General features: G+C 64.6%; 14 protein-coding genes. 11 read left to right on the top strand and 3 right to left on the bottom strand.

The features are described from left to right. Positions 1 to 2: 2 nt before the first annotated feature. Together GRI99_RS07280 and GRI99_RS07275 are read left to right on the top strand one after the other, a co-directional pair. Entirely contained in the window at positions 3 to 1,223 is a 1,221-nt protein-coding gene (locus GRI99_RS07280) for an argininosuccinate synthase (protein WP_160771361.1), read from the top strand. A 791-nt stretch (positions 1,224 to 2,014) separates the two neighbouring features. Then, positions 2,015 to 2,554 carry a septal ring lytic transglycosylase RlpA family protein gene (locus GRI99_RS07275; RefSeq protein ID WP_160771360.1) on the top strand — a complete coding sequence of 180 codons (540 nt, stop codon included), beginning with the start codon at positions 2,015 to 2,017 and terminating at the stop codon, positions 2,552 to 2,554. Here the strand turns inward: GRI99_RS07275 and GRI99_RS07270 are convergent. Both GRI99_RS07270 and GRI99_RS07265 read right to left on the bottom strand, forming a co-directional pair. After that, positions 2,529 to 3,644: a hypothetical protein gene (locus tag GRI99_RS07270; protein ID WP_160771359.1), complete on the bottom strand. Its 1,116-nt coding sequence runs from the start codon at positions 3,642 to 3,644 to the stop codon at positions 2,529 to 2,531. The genes GRI99_RS07275 and GRI99_RS07270 overlap by 26 nt on opposite strands. Positions 3,645 to 3,646: 2 nt before the next feature. Beyond that, a complete protein-coding gene (locus GRI99_RS07265; RefSeq protein WP_160771358.1) occupies positions 3,647 to 3,898 on the bottom strand; it encodes a hypothetical protein in 252 nt (83 codons plus the stop codon). Positions 3,899 to 4,026: 128 nt separating this feature from the next. Here GRI99_RS07265 and GRI99_RS07260 point away from each other — a divergent pair, with 128 nt between their 5' ends. After that, positions 4,027 to 6,552: a tetratricopeptide repeat protein gene (locus GRI99_RS07260; RefSeq protein ID WP_160771357.1), complete on the top strand. Its 2,526-nt coding sequence runs from the start codon at positions 4,027 to 4,029 to the stop codon at positions 6,550 to 6,552. A gap of 175 nt (positions 6,553 to 6,727) precedes the next feature. On the opposite strand, the gene uvrA is transcribed toward GRI99_RS07260, so the two are convergent. Further along, positions 6,728 to 9,634 (bottom strand): excinuclease ABC subunit UvrA, encoded by a 2,907-nt coding sequence (uvrA, locus tag GRI99_RS07255; RefSeq protein WP_160771356.1) that lies wholly within the window; start codon positions 9,632 to 9,634, stop codon positions 6,728 to 6,730. Positions 9,635 to 9,869: 235 nt separating this feature from the next. Here uvrA and GRI99_RS07250 point away from each other — a divergent pair, with 235 nt between their 5' ends. The 8 genes from GRI99_RS07250 to sucD all read left to right on the top strand — a co-directional run bounded on the left by GRI99_RS07250 (position 9,870) and on the right by sucD (position 20,369). Continuing rightward, on the top strand, positions 9,870 to 11,573 hold the full coding sequence (locus tag GRI99_RS07250; protein ID WP_160771355.1) for an SGNH/GDSL hydrolase family protein: 1,704 nt from the start codon (positions 9,870 to 9,872) through the stop codon (positions 11,571 to 11,573). Positions 11,574 to 11,627: 54 nt separating this feature from the next. Then, positions 11,628 to 12,161: an RNA 2',3'-cyclic phosphodiesterase gene (gene thpR, locus GRI99_RS07245; RefSeq protein ID WP_160771354.1), complete on the top strand. Its 534-nt coding sequence runs from the start codon at positions 11,628 to 11,630 to the stop codon at positions 12,159 to 12,161. Positions 12,162 to 12,277: 116 nt separating this feature from the next. Continuing rightward, positions 12,278 to 14,434 carry a M3 family metallopeptidase gene (locus GRI99_RS07240; RefSeq protein ID WP_160771353.1) on the top strand — a complete coding sequence of 719 codons (2,157 nt, stop codon included), beginning with the start codon at positions 12,278 to 12,280 and terminating at the stop codon, positions 14,432 to 14,434. Between the two features lie 164 nt (positions 14,435 to 14,598). Next, a complete protein-coding gene (locus GRI99_RS07235; RefSeq protein ID WP_202392975.1) occupies positions 14,599 to 15,675 on the top strand; it encodes a cell wall hydrolase in 1,077 nt (358 codons plus the stop codon). A gap of 130 nt (positions 15,676 to 15,805) precedes the next feature. Continuing rightward, a complete protein-coding gene (locus GRI99_RS07230; RefSeq protein ID WP_160771352.1) occupies positions 15,806 to 16,117 on the top strand; it encodes a hypothetical protein in 312 nt (103 codons plus the stop codon). 174 nt (positions 16,118 to 16,291) lie between these two features. After that, the gene (locus GRI99_RS07225; RefSeq protein ID WP_160771351.1) at positions 16,292 to 18,148 is read left to right on the top strand and encodes a putative bifunctional diguanylate cyclase/phosphodiesterase; all 1,857 of its coding nucleotides are present in this window, start codon (positions 16,292 to 16,294) and stop codon (positions 18,146 to 18,148) included. Between the two features lie 267 nt (positions 18,149 to 18,415). Further along, positions 18,416 to 19,378: a malate dehydrogenase gene (mdh, locus tag GRI99_RS07220; RefSeq protein WP_160771350.1), complete on the top strand. Its 963-nt coding sequence runs from the start codon at positions 18,416 to 18,418 to the stop codon at positions 19,376 to 19,378. Between the two features lie 100 nt (positions 19,379 to 19,478). After that, a complete protein-coding gene (gene sucD / locus GRI99_RS07215) occupies positions 19,479 to 20,369 on the top strand; it encodes a succinate--CoA ligase subunit alpha (RefSeq protein WP_160771349.1) in 891 nt (296 codons plus the stop codon). The last annotated feature ends 11 nt before the right edge of the window (positions 20,370 to 20,380 follow it).

The following is a 20,380-nucleotide window of genomic DNA, read 5'->3' as shown; positions in this document are numbered from 1 at the left end:
CCATGTCCGATATCAAGCGCGTTGTCCTGGCCTACTCCGGCGGTCTCGATACCTCCGTCATTGCCAAGTGGCTGAGCGTGGAGCGCGGGCTGGAAGTGGTCACCTTCACCGCCGACCTCGGCCAGGGCGAGGAGATCGAGCCCGCCCGCGCCAAGGCCCGCGCCATGGGCATTCCGGACGAGCACATCTTCATCGAGGACCTGCGCGAAGAGTTCGTGCGTGATTTCGTGTTCCCGATGATGCGCGCCAATGCCCGGTATGAAGGCGACTACCTGCTGGGCACCTCCATTGCCCGCCCGCTGATCTCCAAGCGACTCGTGGAGATCGCCCACCAGACCGGCGCCGATGCCGTGGCCCACGGCGCCACCGGCAAGGGCAACGACCAGGTGCGCTTCGAGCTGTCGGCCTATGCGCTGGACCCGGACATCAAGGTGATCGCTCCGTGGCGCGAGTGGGATCTGACCAGCCGCACCGCCCTGATCGCCTGGGCCGAAGCGCACCAGATCAAGGTGCCGGTGGACAAGCGGGGGGACAGCCCCTTCTCCACCGATGCCAACCTGCTGCACACCTCTTCCGAGGGCAAGGTGCTGGAAGACCCGTGGCAGGAGACGCCCGACTATGTCTACTCGCGCACCGTGGACCCGGAGAACGCCCCGGACACGCCCGAGTACATCGAGATCGACTTCGAAAAGGGCGATGGCGTCGCCCTCAACGGCGAGGCCATGAGCCCTGCCACCCTGCTCGCCGCGCTCAACGACCTGGGCCGCAAGCACGGCATCGGCCGGCTGGATCTGGTCGAGAACCGCTTCGTGGGCATGAAGAGCCGCGGCATGTACGAGACCCCGGGGGGCGAGATCTACGCCCGCGCCCATCGCGGGATCGAGCAGATTACGCTCGATCGCGGTGCCGCGCACCTCAAGGACGAGCTGATGCCCAAGTATGCCGAGCTCATCTACAACGGCTTTTGGTTCAGCCCGGAGCGCGAGATGCTGCAGGCCGCCATCGACCTCAGCCAGGAGCGCGTGGCCGGCACCGTGCGGCTAAAGCTGTACAAGGGCCAGGCCAGCGTGGTCGGCCGCAAGAGCCCCAACAGCCTCTATTCCGAAGCCCACGTCACCTTCGAGGATGACGCCGGGGCCTATGACCAGAAGGACGCGGCGGGCTTCATCAAGCTCAACGCCCTGCGCCTGCGCCTGCTCGCCCAGCGCGACCGCCGCCGCTGATCCGGCCGCACACCCGGCTTTATGCACTGCAACCTGGCGGTTTGCGGTGAAGCGTGGACTTATCCACCCTTGTCCACTGGCCTTTGCGCTAGAAGTGGATAAGTGCCACGCTGCCCGTCTTGCCCGACTCAGTCCAGGCGCGCATTCTCCACCTATCGACACGCACGAAGCGAGCGACACCGAAGCGAAGGACCGCCCTGGCGATCCAAGGCAACGGACCACTCACGGAACGCGAGTCGAAGCGAAGGTGTGGCACAATGCGACGCCTGTAGGACAGAGGGTAGCATCCGCAAGGTGTGATCCCGACGAAGCACAGCGCATCCCATCGGGCACCACCCCAGCGACACGGCCGGACCGCCAAGCGTCCAGCCACCGATGGCAACGCCGATGCCCCCTGGCACAGGCGGAGCCGCTCGAGGTGGCGGGAACCGCAAGGCCCCGGTCGCGGACCTGCCGGACGGCAAGGGACAGGTGCCTGCACCATACCCGGCCAACCGGCGGATCCGGCACCGGCGCGAGCGCCGGGAAGCGTGCCGCAGCCTGCCTGCGGTGATGCGCCGGGCGTCAAGCACCAGTCCCTCCGGGGATCGGTCCACACGTCGGTGAGAGTGGGGTCGGCAGCGATGCCGGCCCCATTTCCGTTGCTGCCCCCGCTCCCCCGTCCCGCACCCGTTCCACCCCCGCGCAAGCCCCGTTTCTGCTCCGCAATGCGGTGAGTTGCGCCTGCAACACGGTGGCTGGAGCCTGCCGGTATGGCCTTGGCAACCCCTTCCGGCCTAGAGCCTCGCGCCATGACGGGCCTCCCGACACCATACCGCCGCACCCGTGCGGTCGCGCTTGCCACCCTGGCGCTGCTGGCCCTGCCGGCCACCGCGGGCCGTGCGGAGCAGCCCGCCGCCAGCACCGTGGCCGCCGCCTTCGCCGACCTTGGCCCCGCCCAGACCGAGCCGTTTGCCCAAGGCCACGCGGTCGACGTCACCGAGGTTGCCCCCGCCCCCATCCCCGCCGAGGCCCCCCTCTCCGCGCAGGTCGCCACCATGCTCGATACCGGCATGGCCAGCTACTACGGGCGCGAGCTGGCCGGCAACCGCACCGCCAGCGGCGAGGCGTTCGACCCTACCGACCTGACCGCCGCGCACCGCACTCTGCCCTTCGGCACGCGCCTGCGCGTCACCAACCAGCGCACCGGCCTCAGCGTGATCGTGCGGGTGAACGACCGCGGGCCCTATGCGCGCGGACGGGTGCTCGACATCTCGCACGCCGCGGCCCAGCAGATCGGCATGGTCCGCACCGGCCACGCCCCTGTCAGCATCGAGCTGGTCCAGGGCTGATCGCGTCCCCTTCCGCGCCCTTGGCGGAAGGCGCTTCCGGCTCTCCCCCACCCTGCTGCGCCTCCCACGCTGCCCGCCGTGCCTGCCAGCGCGCCCGGTCGGCGGCCAGTTCGGCCTCGCTGCCGGTCCAGCCGAACAGCCGCAGGGCCGAACCTGGAACACCTGGAACAGTGTGCAGGAGATGGAAAATCTCCTCCTCCTCGGTCAGGTCGCCGTGGTGCTCCTCCAGCCAGCAGAGCTGCGCTTCCAGCAGCGGCACGCCGGGTTCTGGCGCGCCATCCCCGGCGGCTGGCGTCTCCGCCTGCGCAAGGGTCTCGCCATCGCCAGTCACCACGCCGGAGACGCTCGCCACCGCCGCCTCGGCCGGGTCCAGCACCAGCGCCTCGTCGGCCGAGAGGGCTTCCAGCGCCGCGTCAAACCGCTCCACCACGCCCCCGGCGGCGCGCTCGGCCAGCCGGTCCAGCCGCGCCAGGTGGGCCAGCAGCAGGCGGCTGTCATAGCGCCGCCGCCGCGCCACCTCCTCGCCGTGATAGAACACCGCTTCTTCCCAGCCGTGCACCGCGCGATCGGCCAGCACGTCCTCCACCTGGTCCCGCGCGATCACCAGCGCGGCATCCCATAGCGCGCGGAACTGCCCGCAGGCGCGGCGCATGCGATAGGCCGTCTGGGCGGAAACCCGCGCCGCCCGGCAGGCGAGCCGCACGTTGCCATGCCGCGCCAGGTGCTCGCAGAACACCGCCTGCAGAGGGCGGGTGAGCAGGGGTTCGGGGCCGGGGCGAGCTGGGGGGCGGGTTTGCGGCGAGAAGTCGGCGGCACCGCCCCCACCCCTAACCCCTCCCGCAGGCGGGAGGGGGACAACTTCGCGCGACGATCCCCCCTCCCGTGAACGGGAGGGGCCGGGGGTGGGCGCGGCGCCACCACCCTCGAATGCAGGCGCAACGCCCCCCTCCCCCTCGTCCAGCCCCGGCCCGAAATACTCCGCCGCCTCCAGCAGGCACCCGGCCACGGCATCGTCGGCCAGGAGGCCGTATTCGCTCTCGTAATCCACCCGCTCGATGCCGGGGAGACTGTCGCGCCAGTTGCGGTCCATGCTCAGCGCCCCCACCGGCGGCGCGGCGGCTGCGGCGCGGGCAGATCGAGGAAACTGGGCGTGCGCCCCAGCACGGCCATCTCGTTGGCGCGCTGCACGGCGAGTTCTTCGGGGGGCATGGGAGTCCGGTTACCGATACGGCCCGCTTCGACATGCGCGAGCCACGAAGCGACAAACGCCGCCTCCGCCGCAGGATTGCTCGGACGGTCGATGGCAGGCACCGCCGCCGGGCGGCGCGAGGGATAGGGGGACATGGGACTGGTCCTTTCCGGTCAGGGTTTACCGGGAGGACTGAGGCATGGATTGGGGTGTGTAGGAAAGAAAAATCGTGGAAATGTAGACGGAAACGAATATATCCGAAAGCAGAGGAGACCTTAAGCAGATGGCAAGCATCCAAAGAATAGCGCTGTTCATCCTGTTTGACGCACTAGAAACTGATCTCTCGTCTTATATTAGGAGCATTCCAGACGATAGTTTAGTGCTTACAGAAGACGAGACAACAAAATCTCGTCTCATTTTGTCACAAAACAGCGCAAAAACCTTCGATGCGGAGAGCACTTTTGATCTTGTTCATGCACTCGATTTAGGTCAAAAATTTTCTATAACACTTCGACATAAGGAGTATTTTTCCGAATCGTTTATAAATTATATCAAAAATATATCTGGCAAATTGGGGCGAATTATAGGCGTTCGCAATTCCGTAATGCACGGCCGACCACTCACAGTCGATGAATACGTTATCGGTTTTGCGTTTGCATCAGACCTGCTGAATAAGCCAAATTTCTGGCCAAATTTGGCGCGGACCTATGCCGAGTATAGTAAAGATCCAGAGCGACTAGCGAACCGATCAATATCTGTACTTGAGAATCCACCCGATTTTGGAGCATTGAATAACCTACCGATACCTGACTACGAGGACACAGGGTTTCTTCGACGCCCAGAACTTGAGTCGGAATTAAAAAAGAAAATTCTCGGTCGCTACCCAGTTATTACCGTTTTGGGGGACGGAGGTAATGGAAAAACGGCACTAACATTGCATACGCTGTGGAATCTTATTGATTCAGATGACCACAACTTCGACTTAATATTATGGTATTCTGCAAAGACCGCTACACTCACTGAACGCGGTATAAAGGATATATCATCATCCTATACAGATTCGTTGCGCATCATTGAAGATGCATCATCGTTTGGGCGGGAGGGCAAAGATTCGTTTGAGAGTCTTTTATTATTGCTAGAAGAAAACAAGGTTCTTCTTGTAATTGATAATCTTGAAACTATAACAGGACCCTACATTGAGCGTTTAGTTCAAGACGTGCCAGGTGATAGCAAGGTATTGCTTACTTCTCGCGTTCCTATTAGTGGCGATTTACCGATTTCTGTTCCGCAATTTTCAGAGTCTGAGAGTCTAAAATATCTACGAATACTTTCTAAATCTGATTCTATAAAGACTTTAAATGACAAGACGGACGCTGAGCTTACGAAGTATTGCCGCAGGCTTGGCTTTAAACCGCTGTTGATAAAATGGCTTGCACTAGCTGTCAAAAGTGGCGCGTCACCAGAAAGAATCGTCAGTGACCCAAAAGATGCACTCAGATTCTGCCTCGAAAATGTCCTTGATCGATTACAAGGTCAGGCCATCAAGGTTGCGCAATGCCTAGTCTCAGTATCTGAGTCCATCGCTGCTTCTGTAGTTGAAGAGATTTCTGGTTTAAGCGCGGTAGAGGTCGAATCGGGACTATTGGAACTCTCACGGTTCGCGCTTGTTGAATTTTCTGATCTTCCCAACTCAGAACGAACCTTTAGACTTCGTCCGTCTGTGCGGTCGTATATCGTTAGAATATCGAATCCCGCCAAGGATGAAATGGAAATCTATCAGCGCCGTTTCCAAAAAATTCAAAGCCGTTTTGAGATTCGAAGAGCTAATCAAGATTTTAATCGATATGAAATCCGAAATTATGTCGTTCGGACGAAAGGCGAGGCTGTCGCAGAAGCAAAACTGCGCGATCTTCATCGATCTTTACAGCGTGGCTTAACGGAGGAAGTTGAGAAGGGGATCGAAGAACTCAAAATTTCAGCACCTGGATATTTTGAAGTCTATAGATTTGAGGGCTATGCTGCCTACGTCTGGTCCGACTTGCCTCGCTCTATTGAGGCCTATGAAGCTGCTTTGGAATATGGGCCGAAGCAACCGCAATTACACTTCTTTCTCGGCGGCATGCTTCTCCGAGCAGGTTATGCAGCAGATGCCGCGTTGCAATTTGCAGAAGCTCTGACGCTCGACCCAGATGCAGCACCAGTCCTTCGTGAAGCCGCAAGAGCCGAGATGCGTGAGTGCAGATTTGACATTGCAAAGAGTTATTTGACGAGGGCAGATGCACTAAGTGGTCCAACCTTCAAAGAGACGGCCCTGATTATAGATCTTTGGGTTCAGTTTTATCAGAGAAAGATCGATTTTTTTGTTGGAAATGAGGCTTTGTCTTTAGCTGAAGATGAGTGTGGTAACTTTGTGAGCTATTTGGAGAGCGAGGGAACCCGTGCATTTGACGATACCATCGTCGACCATGTTCTTAAGGTTCTCCCCTGTTTGAAGGCTTTAATTTCGGATCGTCGGATCGACGCCGTCAACGCGCGTCGTCTTCAAGAATGGATTAACAACGAAATTTATCACGAGAATCCGCATAGTTTCGAGGATGGCCGCTTCTTCGGTGGTTTGAAACTCAGGGGAAGACAGGAGAATTTTGGATTCTTGGAAGTTCGAGATGGCAGAGAGTTCTTCATTGCCAGACAAAATGTTACGCCGGATGTGTGGGGTTGGCTACTTCAGGGAGGAGCCGTCGAGTTTAGTGTCCGAAATAAACCAGATGGCCGGACTGAAGCGTACGATGTAGAAAAGTTTGAGAGATAGCGTGGCGCAGCAACCGGTCATCTTTCTCCGTCAACGCCCCAACAACGGCCCCAGATACCGCCCCGTATAAGACCGCTCCTCCTTCACCACCTGCTCAGGGGTACCCGAAGCAATGATCTCCCCGCCCCGCACGCCGCGTTGTGGCTGCGCCACGTCTTCGACTCCCGGCCCCAGATCAGGACTGAGCGCGGGTCAGGAGCGGGGCAAGGTATTTGCCGGTATAGCTGCGCTCAACGGTGACCACGGCTTCCGGCGTACCGGAAGCGATGATTTCCCCGCCCCTGACTCCGCCCTCAGGGCCTAAATCTATGATCCAGTCCGCGGTCTTGATCACGTCCAGATTGTGTTCGATCACCACCACGGAATTGCCCTGGTCAACCAGCCGGTGGAGCACTTCCAGCAGCTTGCGCACGTCCTCGAAGTGCAGGCCGGTGGTCGGCTCGTCCAGGATATACAGCGTCTGCCCGGTGCTGCGGCGGCTGAGTTCCTTGGCCAGCTTCACCCGCTGCGCCTCACCGCCGGATAGCGTGGTGGCCTGCTGGCCCACCTTGACGTAGCCCAGCCCCACCTCGTTCAGCATGTGCATCTTGTCACGGATGGGGGGCACGGCCTTGAAGAACTCCTCCGCGTCCTCGATCGTCATGTCGAGCACGTCGGCGATGGAGTGGCCCTTGAACTTCACCTCCAGCGTCTCGCGGTTGTAGCGCTTGCCGTGGCATTCCTCGCACGTCACGTAAACGTCGGGCAGGAAGTGCATCTCGATCTTGATCAGGCCATCGCCCTGGCACGCCTCGCACCGGCCGCCCTTGACGTTGAAGCTGAAGCGCCCCGCCTTGTAGCCGCGCGCGGCGCTTTCGGGCAGGCCGGCAAACCAGTCACGGATCTGGGTGAAGGCGCCGGTATAGGTGGCGGGGTTGCTGCGCGGGGTGCGGCCGATGGGGCTCTGGTCGATCTCGATCACCTTGTCGCAGAATTCCAGGCCGGTGATCCTGTCATGCGCCCCGGCGATGACGCGGGCGTTGTTGAGCTGGCGGGATGCGCCGGCCTGCAGGGTGTCGATCGTCAGGCTGCTCTTGCCGCTGCCCGATACGCCGGTGATGCAGGTGAAGGTGCCCAGCGGGATGGAGGCGGTCACATCCTTCAGGTTGTTGGCCCGTGCGCCGTGGACCGTCAGTTTGTGGCCGTTGCCCTTGCGGCGCGTGGCCGGCACCTCGATCCGGCGGCTGCCGTTGAGGTAGGCGGCAGTGAGGCTCTTCTTGCTCTTCAGGATGTCCTTCAGCGAGCCCTGCGCCACCACCTCGCCGCCGTGGACGCCCGCGCCCGGCCCCAGATCCACCACGTGGTCCGCCGCGCGGATGGCGTCCTCGTCATGCTCAACCACGATCACGGTATTGCCCAGGTCGCGCAGGCGCTTCAGCGTGGCCAGCAGCATGTCGTTATCGCGCTGGTGCAGGCCGATGCTCGGCTCGTCCAGCACGTAGAGCACGCCGCTGAGGCCGCTGCCGATCTGGCTGGCCAGGCGGATGCGCTGGCTTTCCCCGCCGCTCAGCGTGCCGCTGGTGCGATCGAGGTTGAGGTAATCCAGCCCCACGTTGTTGAGGAAGCCGAGGCGTTCCACGATCTCCTTCAGGATGGCGCGGGCGATCTGGTTCTGGGTGTCGGTCAGCTTCTCCGGCAGTTGCGTGAAGAAGGCCAGCGAGTCCGAGACGGACAGGCGCACCGGCCCGCTGATGTCGCTGCCGGCGACCTTTACGGAGAGGGCCTTGTCGTTCAGGCGCGCGCCGTGGCAGGTTTCGCACGGCTGCGCGGTCTGGAAGCGGCTCAGCTCCTCGCGCATCCAGGCACTGTCGGTTTGCAGCAGGCGGCGGTTGAGGTTGCCGATGACGCCTTCGAACGCCTTGTCGACCGTGTATTCCTTGCGCCCGTCCTTGAACGTCAAGGGCACGCGCTTGCCGCCGGTGCCATAGAGCACGATCAGCTGCACCTCGCCCGGCAGGTCGGTCCAGGGGGTTTCCAGGCTGAAGCCATAGGCCTTGGCGAGGCTGGCCAGCACCTGCATGTAATAGGGGCTTGGCGGGTTGCTCTTGGCCCAGGGCACCACCGCGCCCTGCTTCAGGCTGAGCGTTTCGTTGGGCACGACGAGCTGCGGATCGAACAGCATCTTCTCGCCCAGCCCGTCGCAGGTCGGGCAGGCCCCCTGCGGCGCGTTGAAGGAGAACAGGCGGGGCTCCACCTCCTCGATGGTGAAGCCGCTGACGGGGCAGGCGAACTTCTCGCTGAACACGATGCGGTTGGCGGGCAGGCCGGCGCCCTTCAGGTTGCCGCCGCCCGCCGCCTCGTCCTCGCGGCCCGGCACCACGCCATCGGCCAGGTCCACGTAGGCCAGCCCCTCGGCCAGCTTCAGCGCCTGCTCGAAGCTGTCGGCCAGCCGCGTCTCGATGCCTTCGCGCACGGTCAGGCGATCGACCACCACCTCGATATCGTGTTTCAGCTTCTTGTCGAGGGCTGGCGCGTCCTGGATCTCCATCATCTCGCCGTCGATCCGCACGCGGGTGAAGCCGGCCTTCTGCCATTCGGCCAGTTCGCGCCGGTATTCACCCTTGCGGCCGCGCACGACCGGGGCCAGCAGGTAGATGCGCGTGCCCTCGGGCAGGGCCATCACCCGGTCGACCATGTTGGACACGGTCTGCGCCTCGATCGGCAGGCCGGTGGCGGGCGAATAGGGCGTGCCCACCCGCGCCCACAGCAGGCGCATGTAGTCGTAGATCTCGGTGACGGTGGCGACGGTGGAGCGCGGGTTGCGGCTGGTGGTCTTCTGCTCGATGGAAATGGCGGGCGACAGGCCGTCGATATGCTCCACGTCCGGCTTGTGCATCATCTCAAGGAACTGGCGCGCATAGGCGCTGAGGCTCTCGACATAGCGCCGCTGCCCCTCGGCATAGATGGTATCGAACGCCAGGCTCGACTTGCCGGAGCCTGACAGGCCGGTGATCACGATCAGCGCATCGCGCGGCAGATCGATGTCGATACCCTTGAGATTGTGCTCACGGGCACCGCGGACGGAAATCTGGGAGAGAGCCATGGCGGGCGATATGGGCCTTTGCGGATAAGAGTCCAGTGGGCCGAAGGTCCAGCCCGTCGGAAACCTGTGTTCCGCAAATGTTCCCGTGGGTCAAGGGGCGGGCAAGCAGAGTCCCGCGATTAAACCAGCCCCTCAGGAACGGGACCGCCGAGCTGGGGGCACGCCGTTAACCCGAGTTTAGCGATGATTGCCTAACGGTGCTCAAATGGTCCGCGAAAGATTCCTAGATCGCCCCATGTCCATCGCGCTAGATGGAATCCGGGGCGGAGCAGCACTGGTGGTGCTCGTCGGCCATGCCGTGCAGCAGGAACTTTACACTGGACCCTTCGGGTTCGACACAAGTCTTCAGCACAATGCGGTAATCGTATTCTTCGTCCTTTCTGGCCTGGTCATTGCGAATTCTGCCTGGTGCCGCCCGTCCAGCCTGCCACATTATGCGATTGCGCGCTTCGCCCGCGTGGCCCCCCTGGTTCCGGTAGCGATCGGCCTTGGCCTGGTGGCTTGGGCGATCGGGCAGATTGGCCAGATCGACGTTATCGAGCAGAGCCGTGCCTACACGACACCCAGCGTGGCAGCAGTGGTGCTTCCGGCATTTTTCCTGAGCGAAACGTCCTTTGGGGTGGGTCCGCTATGGAACCCCCCCTACTGGTCTCTGGCCGTGGAAGTCTGGTTCTATGTCCTGTTTGGCGCGGCCTTCTACCTGCGGGGGTGGCGACGAATGGCAGTGCTGGCTTTTGCCGCAGCGGTCGCCGGCATCACAGTGCTGTTGCTGCTCCCCATCTGGCTGCTGGGTGTAGCGCTGGCCCGCTTCGGCCCCGGGAAGACCCTTCCGGCCGATACAGGCTTTATTGCGATCTTGTCTGGCCTGGCAACAATCCTGCTGTCCGTGAAGTTCGAAACGACGCTGAACATGTTGATGTTCAGTGCTCTGAACACGACTCCTGCAGAATTGGGCTTCGCCCAGCTTGCTGCTTCGGATTTCGTGTTCGGGCTGGGTGTAGCACTGTGCTTCCTGGGCATGAAGCCGCTGGTACAGTCCCGCGCAGCCTTGCTGGAGAGATTTCACCCGCAGATTTCGTGGCTCGCGGAATGTTCATTTACGCTCTATCTGATTCATTGGCCCCTGCTGACCTTAGCTCGCGGCTATGGCCTAAGCGCGGGCGACAACCTGCTGCTGTTTGCCGCCGGGCTGGCACTGATCGTGGCGCTGGCGGGGCAGGTGGCGAAGCTGACCGAGCATCGCCGGCCGCAGGTGCGCCGCTGGCTGGCGGACCGCTGGGCCGCCCGTTCCGCCTCCCGCCAGCCGCAACCTGTCGCAAGCCCGCTGCGCCGGCTCTTGCGCTGGGGCGGCATCGGCGTGCTGGGGGTCTATGTCTTTGCCGGCTGGCTGGTGGCCCCCACCCCCTTGGAGCCGACCGTATCACCACGCACCGTGGGCACCCTGGCGCAGGCCCCGCTGGCCAGCCGCATCGTGATCGGTGACAGCCGGCTGACCGGCATTCCATCGGGCCAGGGGGTGCTGTTTGCCGGCTATCCCGGCGCCACCATCGGCGACATGACGCGCATGGCGCGCACGCTGTGCCTGCTGTCCGATGCCGAGATCGTGATTGCGCTGGGCACCAACGATGCCAAGCCGGACATGCGCCGCCCCGCGGCCTCGCTGGCCAACCTGCGCCGGATGGTGGCCGCTTGCGGACCGGAGCGGGTATGGGTGTCCGAAGTGTGGCCCGCCGAGCAGGCAAAGATGCCCACCGGGCCGGATTTCGATGCCGCCACCATCGCCGCGCTCAACCGGGGCATCCGCCAGCTTACCGCCCACGGCGTGGGTCGCCTGATCCCGCAACCGGTGCTGGCCGACCATACATCGGACGGGGTCCACTTCAACGAGGCGACCGCGCTGCGCTATGGCCGGATCCTGCGAACCTACGGGGCCACCTGACGGGCGTTCGCAAGGCCATCGCAACGGGGCGGCAAACGTGGCACAGGTTTTGTGATGCCCCGCCTGTTCACCGCCCTGACCCTGCCGGAACCGGTCAGCGACCTGCTGCTCGATACGATGGAGGGCCTGGCCGATGCCCGCTGGCAGGATGCCGAACAATTGCACCTGACGCTGACCTTCCTGGGCGACGTGCCGCAGCCTGCGGTGGACGATCTGGTGCTGGCCCTGTCCCGTGTGCCGGTTACGCCATTCACCCTGACCCTGTCCGGCGTGGGCCACTTCGAACACAAGGGCCGCGCCAAGGCGCTGTGGGCCGGTGTCGCCCCCAGCGAGCCGTTGCATGCGCTGCAGGCGCGCGTGGCCCAGGCCTGCGCCATGGCCGGCTTCCCGCCCGAAGCGCGGCGCTTCCTGCCGCACGTCACCCTCGCCCGCCTCGGCGGCCAGGTGCCCGGCGTGCCCCAATGGCTGGCGGCCCATGCCCTTCTGGCCGCCCCGCCCTGCACGGTGGACAGCTTCACGCTGTTCGCCAGCACCTTGTCGCCGGTCGGATCGCATTATACGCCGGTCGAACAATTTCCCGTGGGCTGAGGTCGTCCGCTTTGTTCATTGCCCTGCCATGATGGTTTCACTAGAGAGCAGTTCCGTTTCAATGGTAACCGGGCGCGCGGGGTCGCGCCTGCTTGCCTGCCTTGTCAGGAGAATCCATGTCCGTTCGCCTTCTCGCCGGGGTTGCCGCCGCCGCCCTGCTCAGCGCCTGCACCACCATGTCTGACAGCGCCGCCGCTCCCGCCACCGCGCAGGCCCTGCCCCCGATCCCCGTGGGCACCGGCATTTTCGCAGCTCCCAGCACCCTGCCCTTCGGCGCGCCCGATTTCAGCCGCATCCAGGACAGCGACTACCAGCCGGCGATCGAGCAGGGCATCGCCATCAAGCTGGCCGAGATCGAGCACATCGCCCGCAATCCGGAAGCGCCCACGTTCCAGAACACCATCGTGGCGATGGAGCGCACCGGCCAGATGCTGAACCGCGCCGCCGCCGCCTTCTACCAGGTGCAGGGCGCCAACACCAACGACACGCTGGACGCGATCGACAGCGCCGTGGCCCCGCAACTGGCGGCCATGAACGATGCGATCTACCTCAACGATGCGCTCTTCGCCCGGGTGAAGGCGGTGTACGACAACCGCGCCGCCATGAGCATGACCGCCGAGGACGCGATGCTGCTGGACATCTATTATCAGGAGTTCGTCCATCGCGGCGCGCTGCTGGATGCCGATGCCAAGGCGGATCTGCGCCAGATCAACACCCGCCTCTCCAGCCTGGAGAGCGAGTTCGGCCAGAAGCTGACCCAGGGCACCGCCGCCGCCGCCGTGCTGGTCGAGACCCGCGCCGAACTGGCGGGCCTTACCGAAGGCCAGATCGAGGCCGCCGCCCGCCTTGCCACCGAACGCGGCCATCCCGGCAAGTTCATGCTCGCGCTTATCAACACCACCCAGCAGCCGCTGCTGGCCGCGCTGGAAAACCGCGAGACGCGCCGCCGCCTCTACGAAGCCAGCATCAACCGCACCTCGTCGGGCGGCGAGTATGACACCACCGGCATCGTGCGCGAGGTGATGGAACTGCGCGCCCGCAAGGCGCAACTGATGGGCGCGCCGGACTATGCCACCTGGCAGATGTACGACCGCATGGCCGCCACCCCGGCCCGCGCCGAGCAGTTCCTGCGCGACATGGTGCCCGCCATCGCCGCCACCCAGGCACGCGAGGCCGAGGTGCTGAACGAGCGCATCCGGGCAGACGGCCACAACTTCACCGTGCAGCCGTGGGACTGGGCCTTCTATGCCGAGAAGGTGCGGGCCGAACGCTACAACCTTGATGAAAGCCGCATCCGGCAGTATTTCGAGGTGACCAACGTGCTTGAAAACGGCGTGTTCTACATGGCCGAGCAGCTTTACGGGATGACCTTCCGCAAGCGGACCGACATCCCCGTCTATCACCCGGACATGACCGTCTATACCGTGATCGACAAGGACGGGACCGAGATGGGCCTGTTCTATTTCGATCCCTTCGCCCGCGGCAACAAGAACGGCGGCGCGTGGATGAACAACTTCGTGGAGCAGAGCTACCTGCTGGGCAACAAGCCGGTGGTGTCGAACACGCTCAACATCGCCCCGCCCGCCCCGGGCGAGCCGGCGCTGGCCAGCTTCGACGACGTGACCACGATGTTCCACGAATTCGGCCATGCCCTGCACGGCCTATTCGCCAGCCAGCAGTATCCCAGCATCAGCGGCACCAACACCGCGCGCGACTGGGTGGAATTCCCCAGCCAGTTTCACGAGAACTTCGCCACCATCCCGGCCGTGCTGAACAACTATGCCAAGCACTACCAGACCGGCGAGACGATCCCCGCCGAGCTGATCGAGGCGATCGAGCGCGCCAGCAAGTTCGATCAGGGCTATGCCTTTGGCGAGCTGATCTCGGCCTCGCTGGTGGACCTTGACTGGCACCGCCTGCAACCGGGCCAGATCCCCGCTGACGTGGTGGCTTTCGAGAACGCCTCGCTGGCGCGCACCGGCCTCAACACCGCGCTGGTGCCGCCGCGCTATCGTACGCCCTACTTCCGGCACATCGTCTCCAACGGCTATTCGTCGGGCTACCATGCCTACCAGTGGACCGAGATGCTTCACCACGATGCCTACACCTATGTGGAGGCAAACGGCGGCATGACGCGGGCCATGGGTGACCGGATCCGCGCCACCTTCCTGGGCCAGGGCCATTCGAAGAGCTACGAGCAGATGTATCGTGACTTCACCGGCCACGATCCGCGGGCGGAGCCGATGCTGCGCGCGCGCGGCCTGATGGACTGATTGCGGACGGGCCGGGGCGTTAACCCCCCGGCCCGCACCGTCCCGTTACGGGACGTGGCGTTAGCTGGTGCGGAATCGGTAAGGAATTCGCGCTAGGCGCCTGTGGCGCATCGGAATTGCCCGGTGTCGCACGCGGGAATCGAACGCTGGCCTACTGGCATGACATGGACGAGCTGCAACCGGGGGACTTTTCCGCCCGGGTGACGCGGCGCGCCCGCAGCCACGGCCTGACCCGGCCGGCCAGCCGCCGCCTGCTGCGCCGCCGGATCGGCGTGCTGGCGCTGGCCGTGGCCGTGCCCGCCATGGCCGCCCCCGGCGTGGGCGATGTTGCGGAAAAGCCCGCCACCATTGCAACCGCCGCACCCGCGATCCAGCCGCTCGATCCCGAGTTCGCCGCCTGGCGCCCCGCCGATGGTGCGCCGGCCGTGGCCCTGGCCAGCGGCGAGGAAGCCGCTGCCCTTACCCCTGCGGTGGACGAGGCTTCGCTGACCACCCCCGCCCTGCCGCAACGCGGCCCCGCTGCCCGCGCCTTCTCCATGGGCGGCAGCTTCACCGACAAGCTGCGGGCCGAGGAATGCCTGACCATGGCCATCTATTACGAGGCCGCCAGCGAAAGCCTGGAAGGCCAGCAGGCCGTGGCCCAGGTGGTGATGAACCGCGTGCGCCACCCCAGCTATCCCAACACGGTGTGCGGCGTGGTCTTCCAGGGATCGCAGCGCAGCACCGGCTGCCAGTTCAGCTTCACTTGCGATGGGTCGCTGGCCCGCCGCCCGTCCGTGGCGGCGTGGAACAAGGCGCGCCGCGTGGCCAGCGCCGCGCTGGGCGGCTTCGTGTTCGCGCCAGTGGGACTGGCCACGCACTATCACACCACCGCGATCTATCCCTACTGGGCCCCCAGCCTGACTCCGGTGGGCACCATCGGCGCGCACCGCTTCTACCGCTTCGGCGGCATGGCGGGACGGGCCAGCGCCTTCACCGCCGCCTATGCCGGGGTGGAGCCGCTGCCGGTGCGGAGCACCTCGGGCGCGGTCATGCCGCTGGCGGGCGAACTGGGCGTGCCCGCCGTGCCACTGCCGGTGATCGTGGCCGGCACTGCGGGCGGAAGCGGCGACGGTGCGGCCCTTACGCCCCCCGCTCCGGTTCCCGCCACCAGCGCGGCACCGCAGACCCAGCTGTTCCCGCAATCGGGCCAGGTGCGCAAGGAATACGAGAGCAGCGGAACCTGGCTGGCGCAGCCCTAGCCTGCGCCAAGCGGCAGCAAAGGTTCTGGAAACCATTTTGCCAAACTCCTGCTTAGCGTGGGCCAGCTAGAGCACGGCCCAGCGGTGCCGTGGTGGCATCGCCCCGGCAGCCGCAGGAGCCTTTACCCCCATGTCGATCCGCTTTGCCGCTGCCACCCGCACCCCCGGCCCGCGCATGCGCCCGCTGCAGGTGCGCGCGCTGGCCCGCCGCCAGGCCGCCAACGACAACACGCTGCACCAGATCCGCTCGGCCGTGCTGCATGCGGCGCTGGGCCACTTTGCCCTGCATGGCCTGGCCGCTCCGCGAATCGCCGCCGAACTGGCCTGCGCCGCGCGGGTGGCGGGTGACGCGGACGGCCACGCCTGGTGGCTCGACATCTGTCGCACGCTGGACCGGCGGCTGGCCGCGCGGATCGAGAAGGATGCCGCCAACGGGTTGTAGGGCCCGCTAGGTAGAACGCTGTATCGTCGGGCTTAACCAAAAATTTCAAAGCCCTGCCTAAAGCTCCACCGTCGCAACGGAGCAGGTCCGATCAAAAACCTGGAGAACATCCTCGCCGACCTGTTCGGCTTTGAACGGCAGGAGCTGCGCGTCCGCGCGGAGCTGGCGCGCTCGATGCACAACCGGCCCACCGGCCTGTTGATCAACTGCCTGTGTGCGCTGCTGGTGGCGCAGGCGATCATTGCCAGCACGAATAACGACCATCTCCGCGCCGCCGGCGGGACGCTGGCGCTGATTACCGCGCTGCGCGTGTTCCTGGCGCTGGCCCATCTTGGCACCGAAGGCCGCACGGCCCAGGTGCTGCGGCAGATTTTCCCGGCAACATCGCTGATCTTCGCCGGCCTTGTTGGCCTGTGTGCCACGCTGGCCGTGCTGACTGGCACGCCGGACAGTCTGACAGTGCTGGTGGTGGGCTACGCCATGACCGTCGGCGCGGGCATCGCCGTGGGCAATGCCGCGCGCCCTCCGGTGGTGATCGGGCAGATGCTGCTGACCTTCACCCCCTTGACGGTGGCCTGCTTCATCGAAGGCAGCCCGCCGCTGGTGGCGCTGGGCCTGATCCTGCCGTGCATGAGCGTTGCGCTGACATTCGTCACCATGGCCATGTTTACCGCCCTGGGGCGGCAGGTCCGGCTGGCGGCGGAGAGCGAGCGGCTGGCCCACGCCATGCGCGTCCAGTCGCTGACTGACGGTGTCACCGGCCTCAACAACCGGACCGGCTTTACCGAGGCGAGCCAGGCCCTGATTGCCAGCCGCGCCTCTGGCCAGCAGGTCGCGCTGTTCTGGATCGACCTGCGTCGCTTCAAGGAAGTGAACGACATGCTGGGTCACCACGTGGGCGACGAGGTGCTGCGCTTGGTGGCCGACCGGCTGGTGATCCGCGCGCCGGACGATGCCGTGCTGGCCCGCTTCGGCAGCGACGAGTTCCTGCTGGCCGTCCCGCTGGCCACCCGCATCGAGGCCGAAATCCTGGCGGGCGCGCTCAGCGCCGAACTGGCCGCACCGATGCGGGTCAGCGGCCAGCGGATCGAAAGCGGTGCCTCGCTGGGGGTTGCCCTGCTCGACCCCGACCAGCCGGACCTGGAACACCTGATGCAGCACGCCGGGCTGGCGCTCTACTATGCCAAGGCCGCCGGGCAGCACCAGGTGTGCTTCTTCAACCACGCGATGACGCGCAACCTGGTACGCCGCAAGGAGATCGAGGCGGAACTGCGCGGGGCGATCCAGCGTGACGAACTGTCGATCTATTTCCAGCCGATCGTGGACCTCAAGACCGGCCGCATCCGCGCGTTCGAGGCGCTGGTCCGCTGGTTCCACCCGGAACGGGGCGAGATTCCCCCGCAGGATTTCATCCCCGTGGCCGAGGATACCGGCCTGATCATCACCCTGGGCAACTGGATCACCCGCATGGCGGCGCGCACAGCGGTCAACTGGCCCGAAGACGTGACCCTGGCGGTCAACCTCTCGCCGGTGCAGATCCACGCCCCCGGCGCGGCGCTGGGCATCCTGGCGGCGCTGCGTGACGCCGGCCTGCCCGCGCGGCGGCTGGAACTGGAAGTGACCGAGAACCTGTTCGTGGCCGACAACGCCGCCACCGCGCAGTTCATGGACATGCTGGCAGTCGAAGGCGTGCGCTTCGCGCTCGACGACTTCGGCACCGGCTATTCTTCGCTGCACTACATCAACAAGTACCCGTTCCGCACGATCAAGGTGGATCGCAGCTTCGTCTCCGGCCCCAACACCGGCCGCAAGAGCGATGCTATCATCCGCGCCGTGGCCGAGATGGGGGCAACGCTGGAGATGGAGATCGTGGCCGAGGGCCTGGAAACCGCCGAGCAGGTGGAAACCGTGCGCCGCGCCGGGTGCACGCTGGGCCAGGGTTACCACTTCAGCCGCGCGGTCCCCGCCCACCTGGCGCTGCGCCTGCTGCAGGACGAGCGCGAGGGAGCCAACCTGCGGCTTGTGGGCTGATTGTCATGGGCCATTCATCGAACGTTGCCACAAGGCATTCGGGCGGATCTTGCCAGACAAAGTCACCTTGAAACCCGCATTATTGCTACTGCGAACTGTTATCACAAATAACCCGCAAATACGGGCTTTTGGCGGTTGCCAACCCCTGCCCGCAGGCGTAGGGCCGATGCCGGTATTCTGACGGTCCCTCCCCCATGGCGGTGCGCGGGGCGGGCCATCACGGACTTTTCTTTCGCGCCCGCGCTGCAATGCAAGGAACGGCATTCAATGGCACGCAAGAAGATCGCCCTCATCGGCGCCGGCATGATCGGCGGCACCCTGGCCCACCTCGCCGCGAAGAAGGAAATGGGCGACATAGTCCTGTTCGACATTGCCGAGGGCATTCCCCAGGGCAAGGCGCTGGATCTGGCCCAGTGTGGCCCGATCGAAGGCTTTGACGCGCAGATCAAGGGCACCAACGACTATGCGGACATCGCGGGCGCCGATGTGATCATCGTCACCGCCGGTGTCCCCCGCAAGCCGGGGATGAGCCGCGACGACCTGCTGGGCATCAACCTCAGCGTGATGAAGGCCGTGGGCGAAGGCATCAAGAACCACGCGCCCGACGCTTTCGTGATCTGCATCACCAACCCGCTCGACGCGATGGTGTGGGCGCTGCGCGAGTTCTCCGGCCTGCCGCACAACAAGGTGGTGGGCATGGCCGGCGTGCTGGATTCGGCGCGCTTCGCCACGTTCCTGGCGTGGGAATTCGGCGTTTCGGTGAAGGACGTGAACGCCTTCGTGCTGGGCGGCCACGGCGATACCATGGTGCCCGTGCTCGAATACTCGACCATCAGCGGCATTCCGGTCACCGACCTCGTCAAGATGGGCAAGAGCAGCACCGAACGCCTGAACGAGATCGTCGCCCGCACCCGCAGCGGCGGCGGCGAAATCGTCGCCCTGCTGAAGACCGGCAGCGCCTATTACGCCCCCGCCACCAGCGCCATCGCCATGGCTGAAGCCTACCTGGGCGACCAGAAGCGCATCCTGCCCTGCGCGGTCTACGTTGACGGCCAGTACGGCCTCGACGGGCTGTATGTCGGCGTGCCGGTGGTGATCGGCGCGGGCGGCGCGGAAGAGGTGGTCGAGATCGCCCTCGACGCCGAAGCCAAGGCCAACTTCCAGGTCAGCGTCGATGCGGTCAAGGAACTGCTGGTGGCGTGCCGCGCGATTGACGGCTCGCTCGCATGAATTCGTGAGTCCCGGCGCAGGCCGGGATCTCCTGCGGCCTATCGCTGCATTGCCTGAGGTCCCGGCCTTCGCAGGGACTCACTCCCAAGGGAAGATTTGAATGTCCATCCTCGTCAACAAGAACACCAAGGTCATCACGCAAGGCATGACCGGTGAAACCGGCACTTTCCATACCGAGCAGGCGCTCGCCTATGGCACGCAGATGGTCGCCGGCGTGACTCCTGGCAAGGGTGGCTCCACCCACATCGGCCTGCCGGTGTTCAACACCGTGCGCGAGGCGAAGGAAGCTACCGGGGCCACCGCATCGGTGATCTACGTGCCGCCGCCCTTCGCTGCGGACTCGATCCTGGAAGCCATCGAGGCCGAGGTGGAACTGATCGTGGCGATCACCGAGGGCATTCCGGTGATGGACATGGTCAAGGTGAAGCGCGCGCTTTCCGGCACCAAGAGCCGCCTGATCGGCCCCAACTGCCCTGGCGTGCTCACGCCGGACGAGTGCAAGATCGGCATCATGCCGGGCAAGATCTTCAAGAAGGGCAGCGTGGGCGTGGTCAGCCGGTCGGGCACCCTCACCTATGAAGCCGTGTTCCAGACCACCCAGATCGGCCTGGGCCAGACCACCGCGGTCGGCATCGGCGGCGATCCGGTGAACGGCACCAACTTCATCGACGTGCTGGACCTGTTCCTGGACGATCCGGAAACCGAGAGCATCATCATGATCGGTGAAATCGGCGGGTCTGCCGAGGAAGAGGCGGCCGAGTTCCTGAAGCAGGAAGCCGCCAAGGGCCGCAAGAAGCCGATGGTGGGCTTCATCGCCGGCCGCACGGCTCCTCCGGGCCGCCGCATGGGCCACGCGGGCGCGATCGTTTCGGGCGGCCAGGGCGGCGCGGACGACAAGATCGCGGCGATGGAAGCTGCGGGCATCCGCGTTTCCCCCTCGCCCAGCCTGCTGGGTGAAACGCTCGACGCGCTGCTCAAAGAGCTCGCCTGAAACCGCACACG

The organism is Alteraurantiacibacter buctensis (assembly GCF_009827655.1).
GTDB lineage: Bacteria > Pseudomonadota > Alphaproteobacteria > Sphingomonadales > Sphingomonadaceae > Alteraurantiacibacter > Alteraurantiacibacter buctensis.
This window is presented reverse-complemented; position numbering and strand designations above follow the sequence as displayed.

Excerpts from the sequence above, each read along its gene's own strand:
- mdh (WP_160771350.1), top strand. The coding sequence starts at position 18,416 with ATGGCACGCAAGAAGATCGCCCTCATCGGCGCCGGCATGATCGGCGGC.
- GRI99_RS07260 (WP_160771357.1), top strand. The coding sequence starts at position 4,027 with ATGGCAAGCATCCAAAGAATAGCGCTGTTCATCCTGTTTGACGCACTA.
- GRI99_RS07230 (WP_160771352.1), top strand. The coding sequence starts at position 15,806 with ATGTCGATCCGCTTTGCCGCTGCCACCCGCACCCCCGGCCCGCGCATG.
- uvrA (WP_160771356.1), bottom strand. The coding sequence starts at position 9,634 with ATGGCTCTCTCCCAGATTTCCGTCCGCGGTGCCCGTGAGCACAATCTC.
- GRI99_RS07235 (WP_202392975.1), top strand. The coding sequence starts at position 14,599 with ATGGACGAGCTGCAACCGGGGGACTTTTCCGCCCGGGTGACGCGGCGC.
- sucD (WP_160771349.1), top strand. The coding sequence starts at position 19,479 with ATGTCCATCCTCGTCAACAAGAACACCAAGGTCATCACGCAAGGCATG.
- GRI99_RS07275 (WP_160771360.1), top strand. The coding sequence starts at position 2,015 with ATGACGGGCCTCCCGACACCATACCGCCGCACCCGTGCGGTCGCGCTT.
- thpR (WP_160771354.1), top strand. The coding sequence starts at position 11,628 with ATGCCCCGCCTGTTCACCGCCCTGACCCTGCCGGAACCGGTCAGCGAC.
- GRI99_RS07265 (WP_160771358.1), bottom strand. The coding sequence starts at position 3,898 with ATGTCCCCCTATCCCTCGCGCCGCCCGGCGGCGGTGCCTGCCATCGAC.
- GRI99_RS07225 (WP_160771351.1), top strand. The coding sequence starts at position 16,292 with ATGCACAACCGGCCCACCGGCCTGTTGATCAACTGCCTGTGTGCGCTG.
- GRI99_RS07270 (WP_160771359.1), bottom strand. The coding sequence starts at position 3,644 with ATGGACCGCAACTGGCGCGACAGTCTCCCCGGCATCGAGCGGGTGGAT.
- GRI99_RS07240 (WP_160771353.1), top strand. The coding sequence starts at position 12,278 with ATGTCCGTTCGCCTTCTCGCCGGGGTTGCCGCCGCCGCCCTGCTCAGC.
- GRI99_RS07250 (WP_160771355.1), top strand. The coding sequence starts at position 9,870 with ATGTCCATCGCGCTAGATGGAATCCGGGGCGGAGCAGCACTGGTGGTG.
- GRI99_RS07280 (WP_160771361.1), top strand. The coding sequence starts at position 3 with ATGTCCGATATCAAGCGCGTTGTCCTGGCCTACTCCGGCGGTCTCGAT.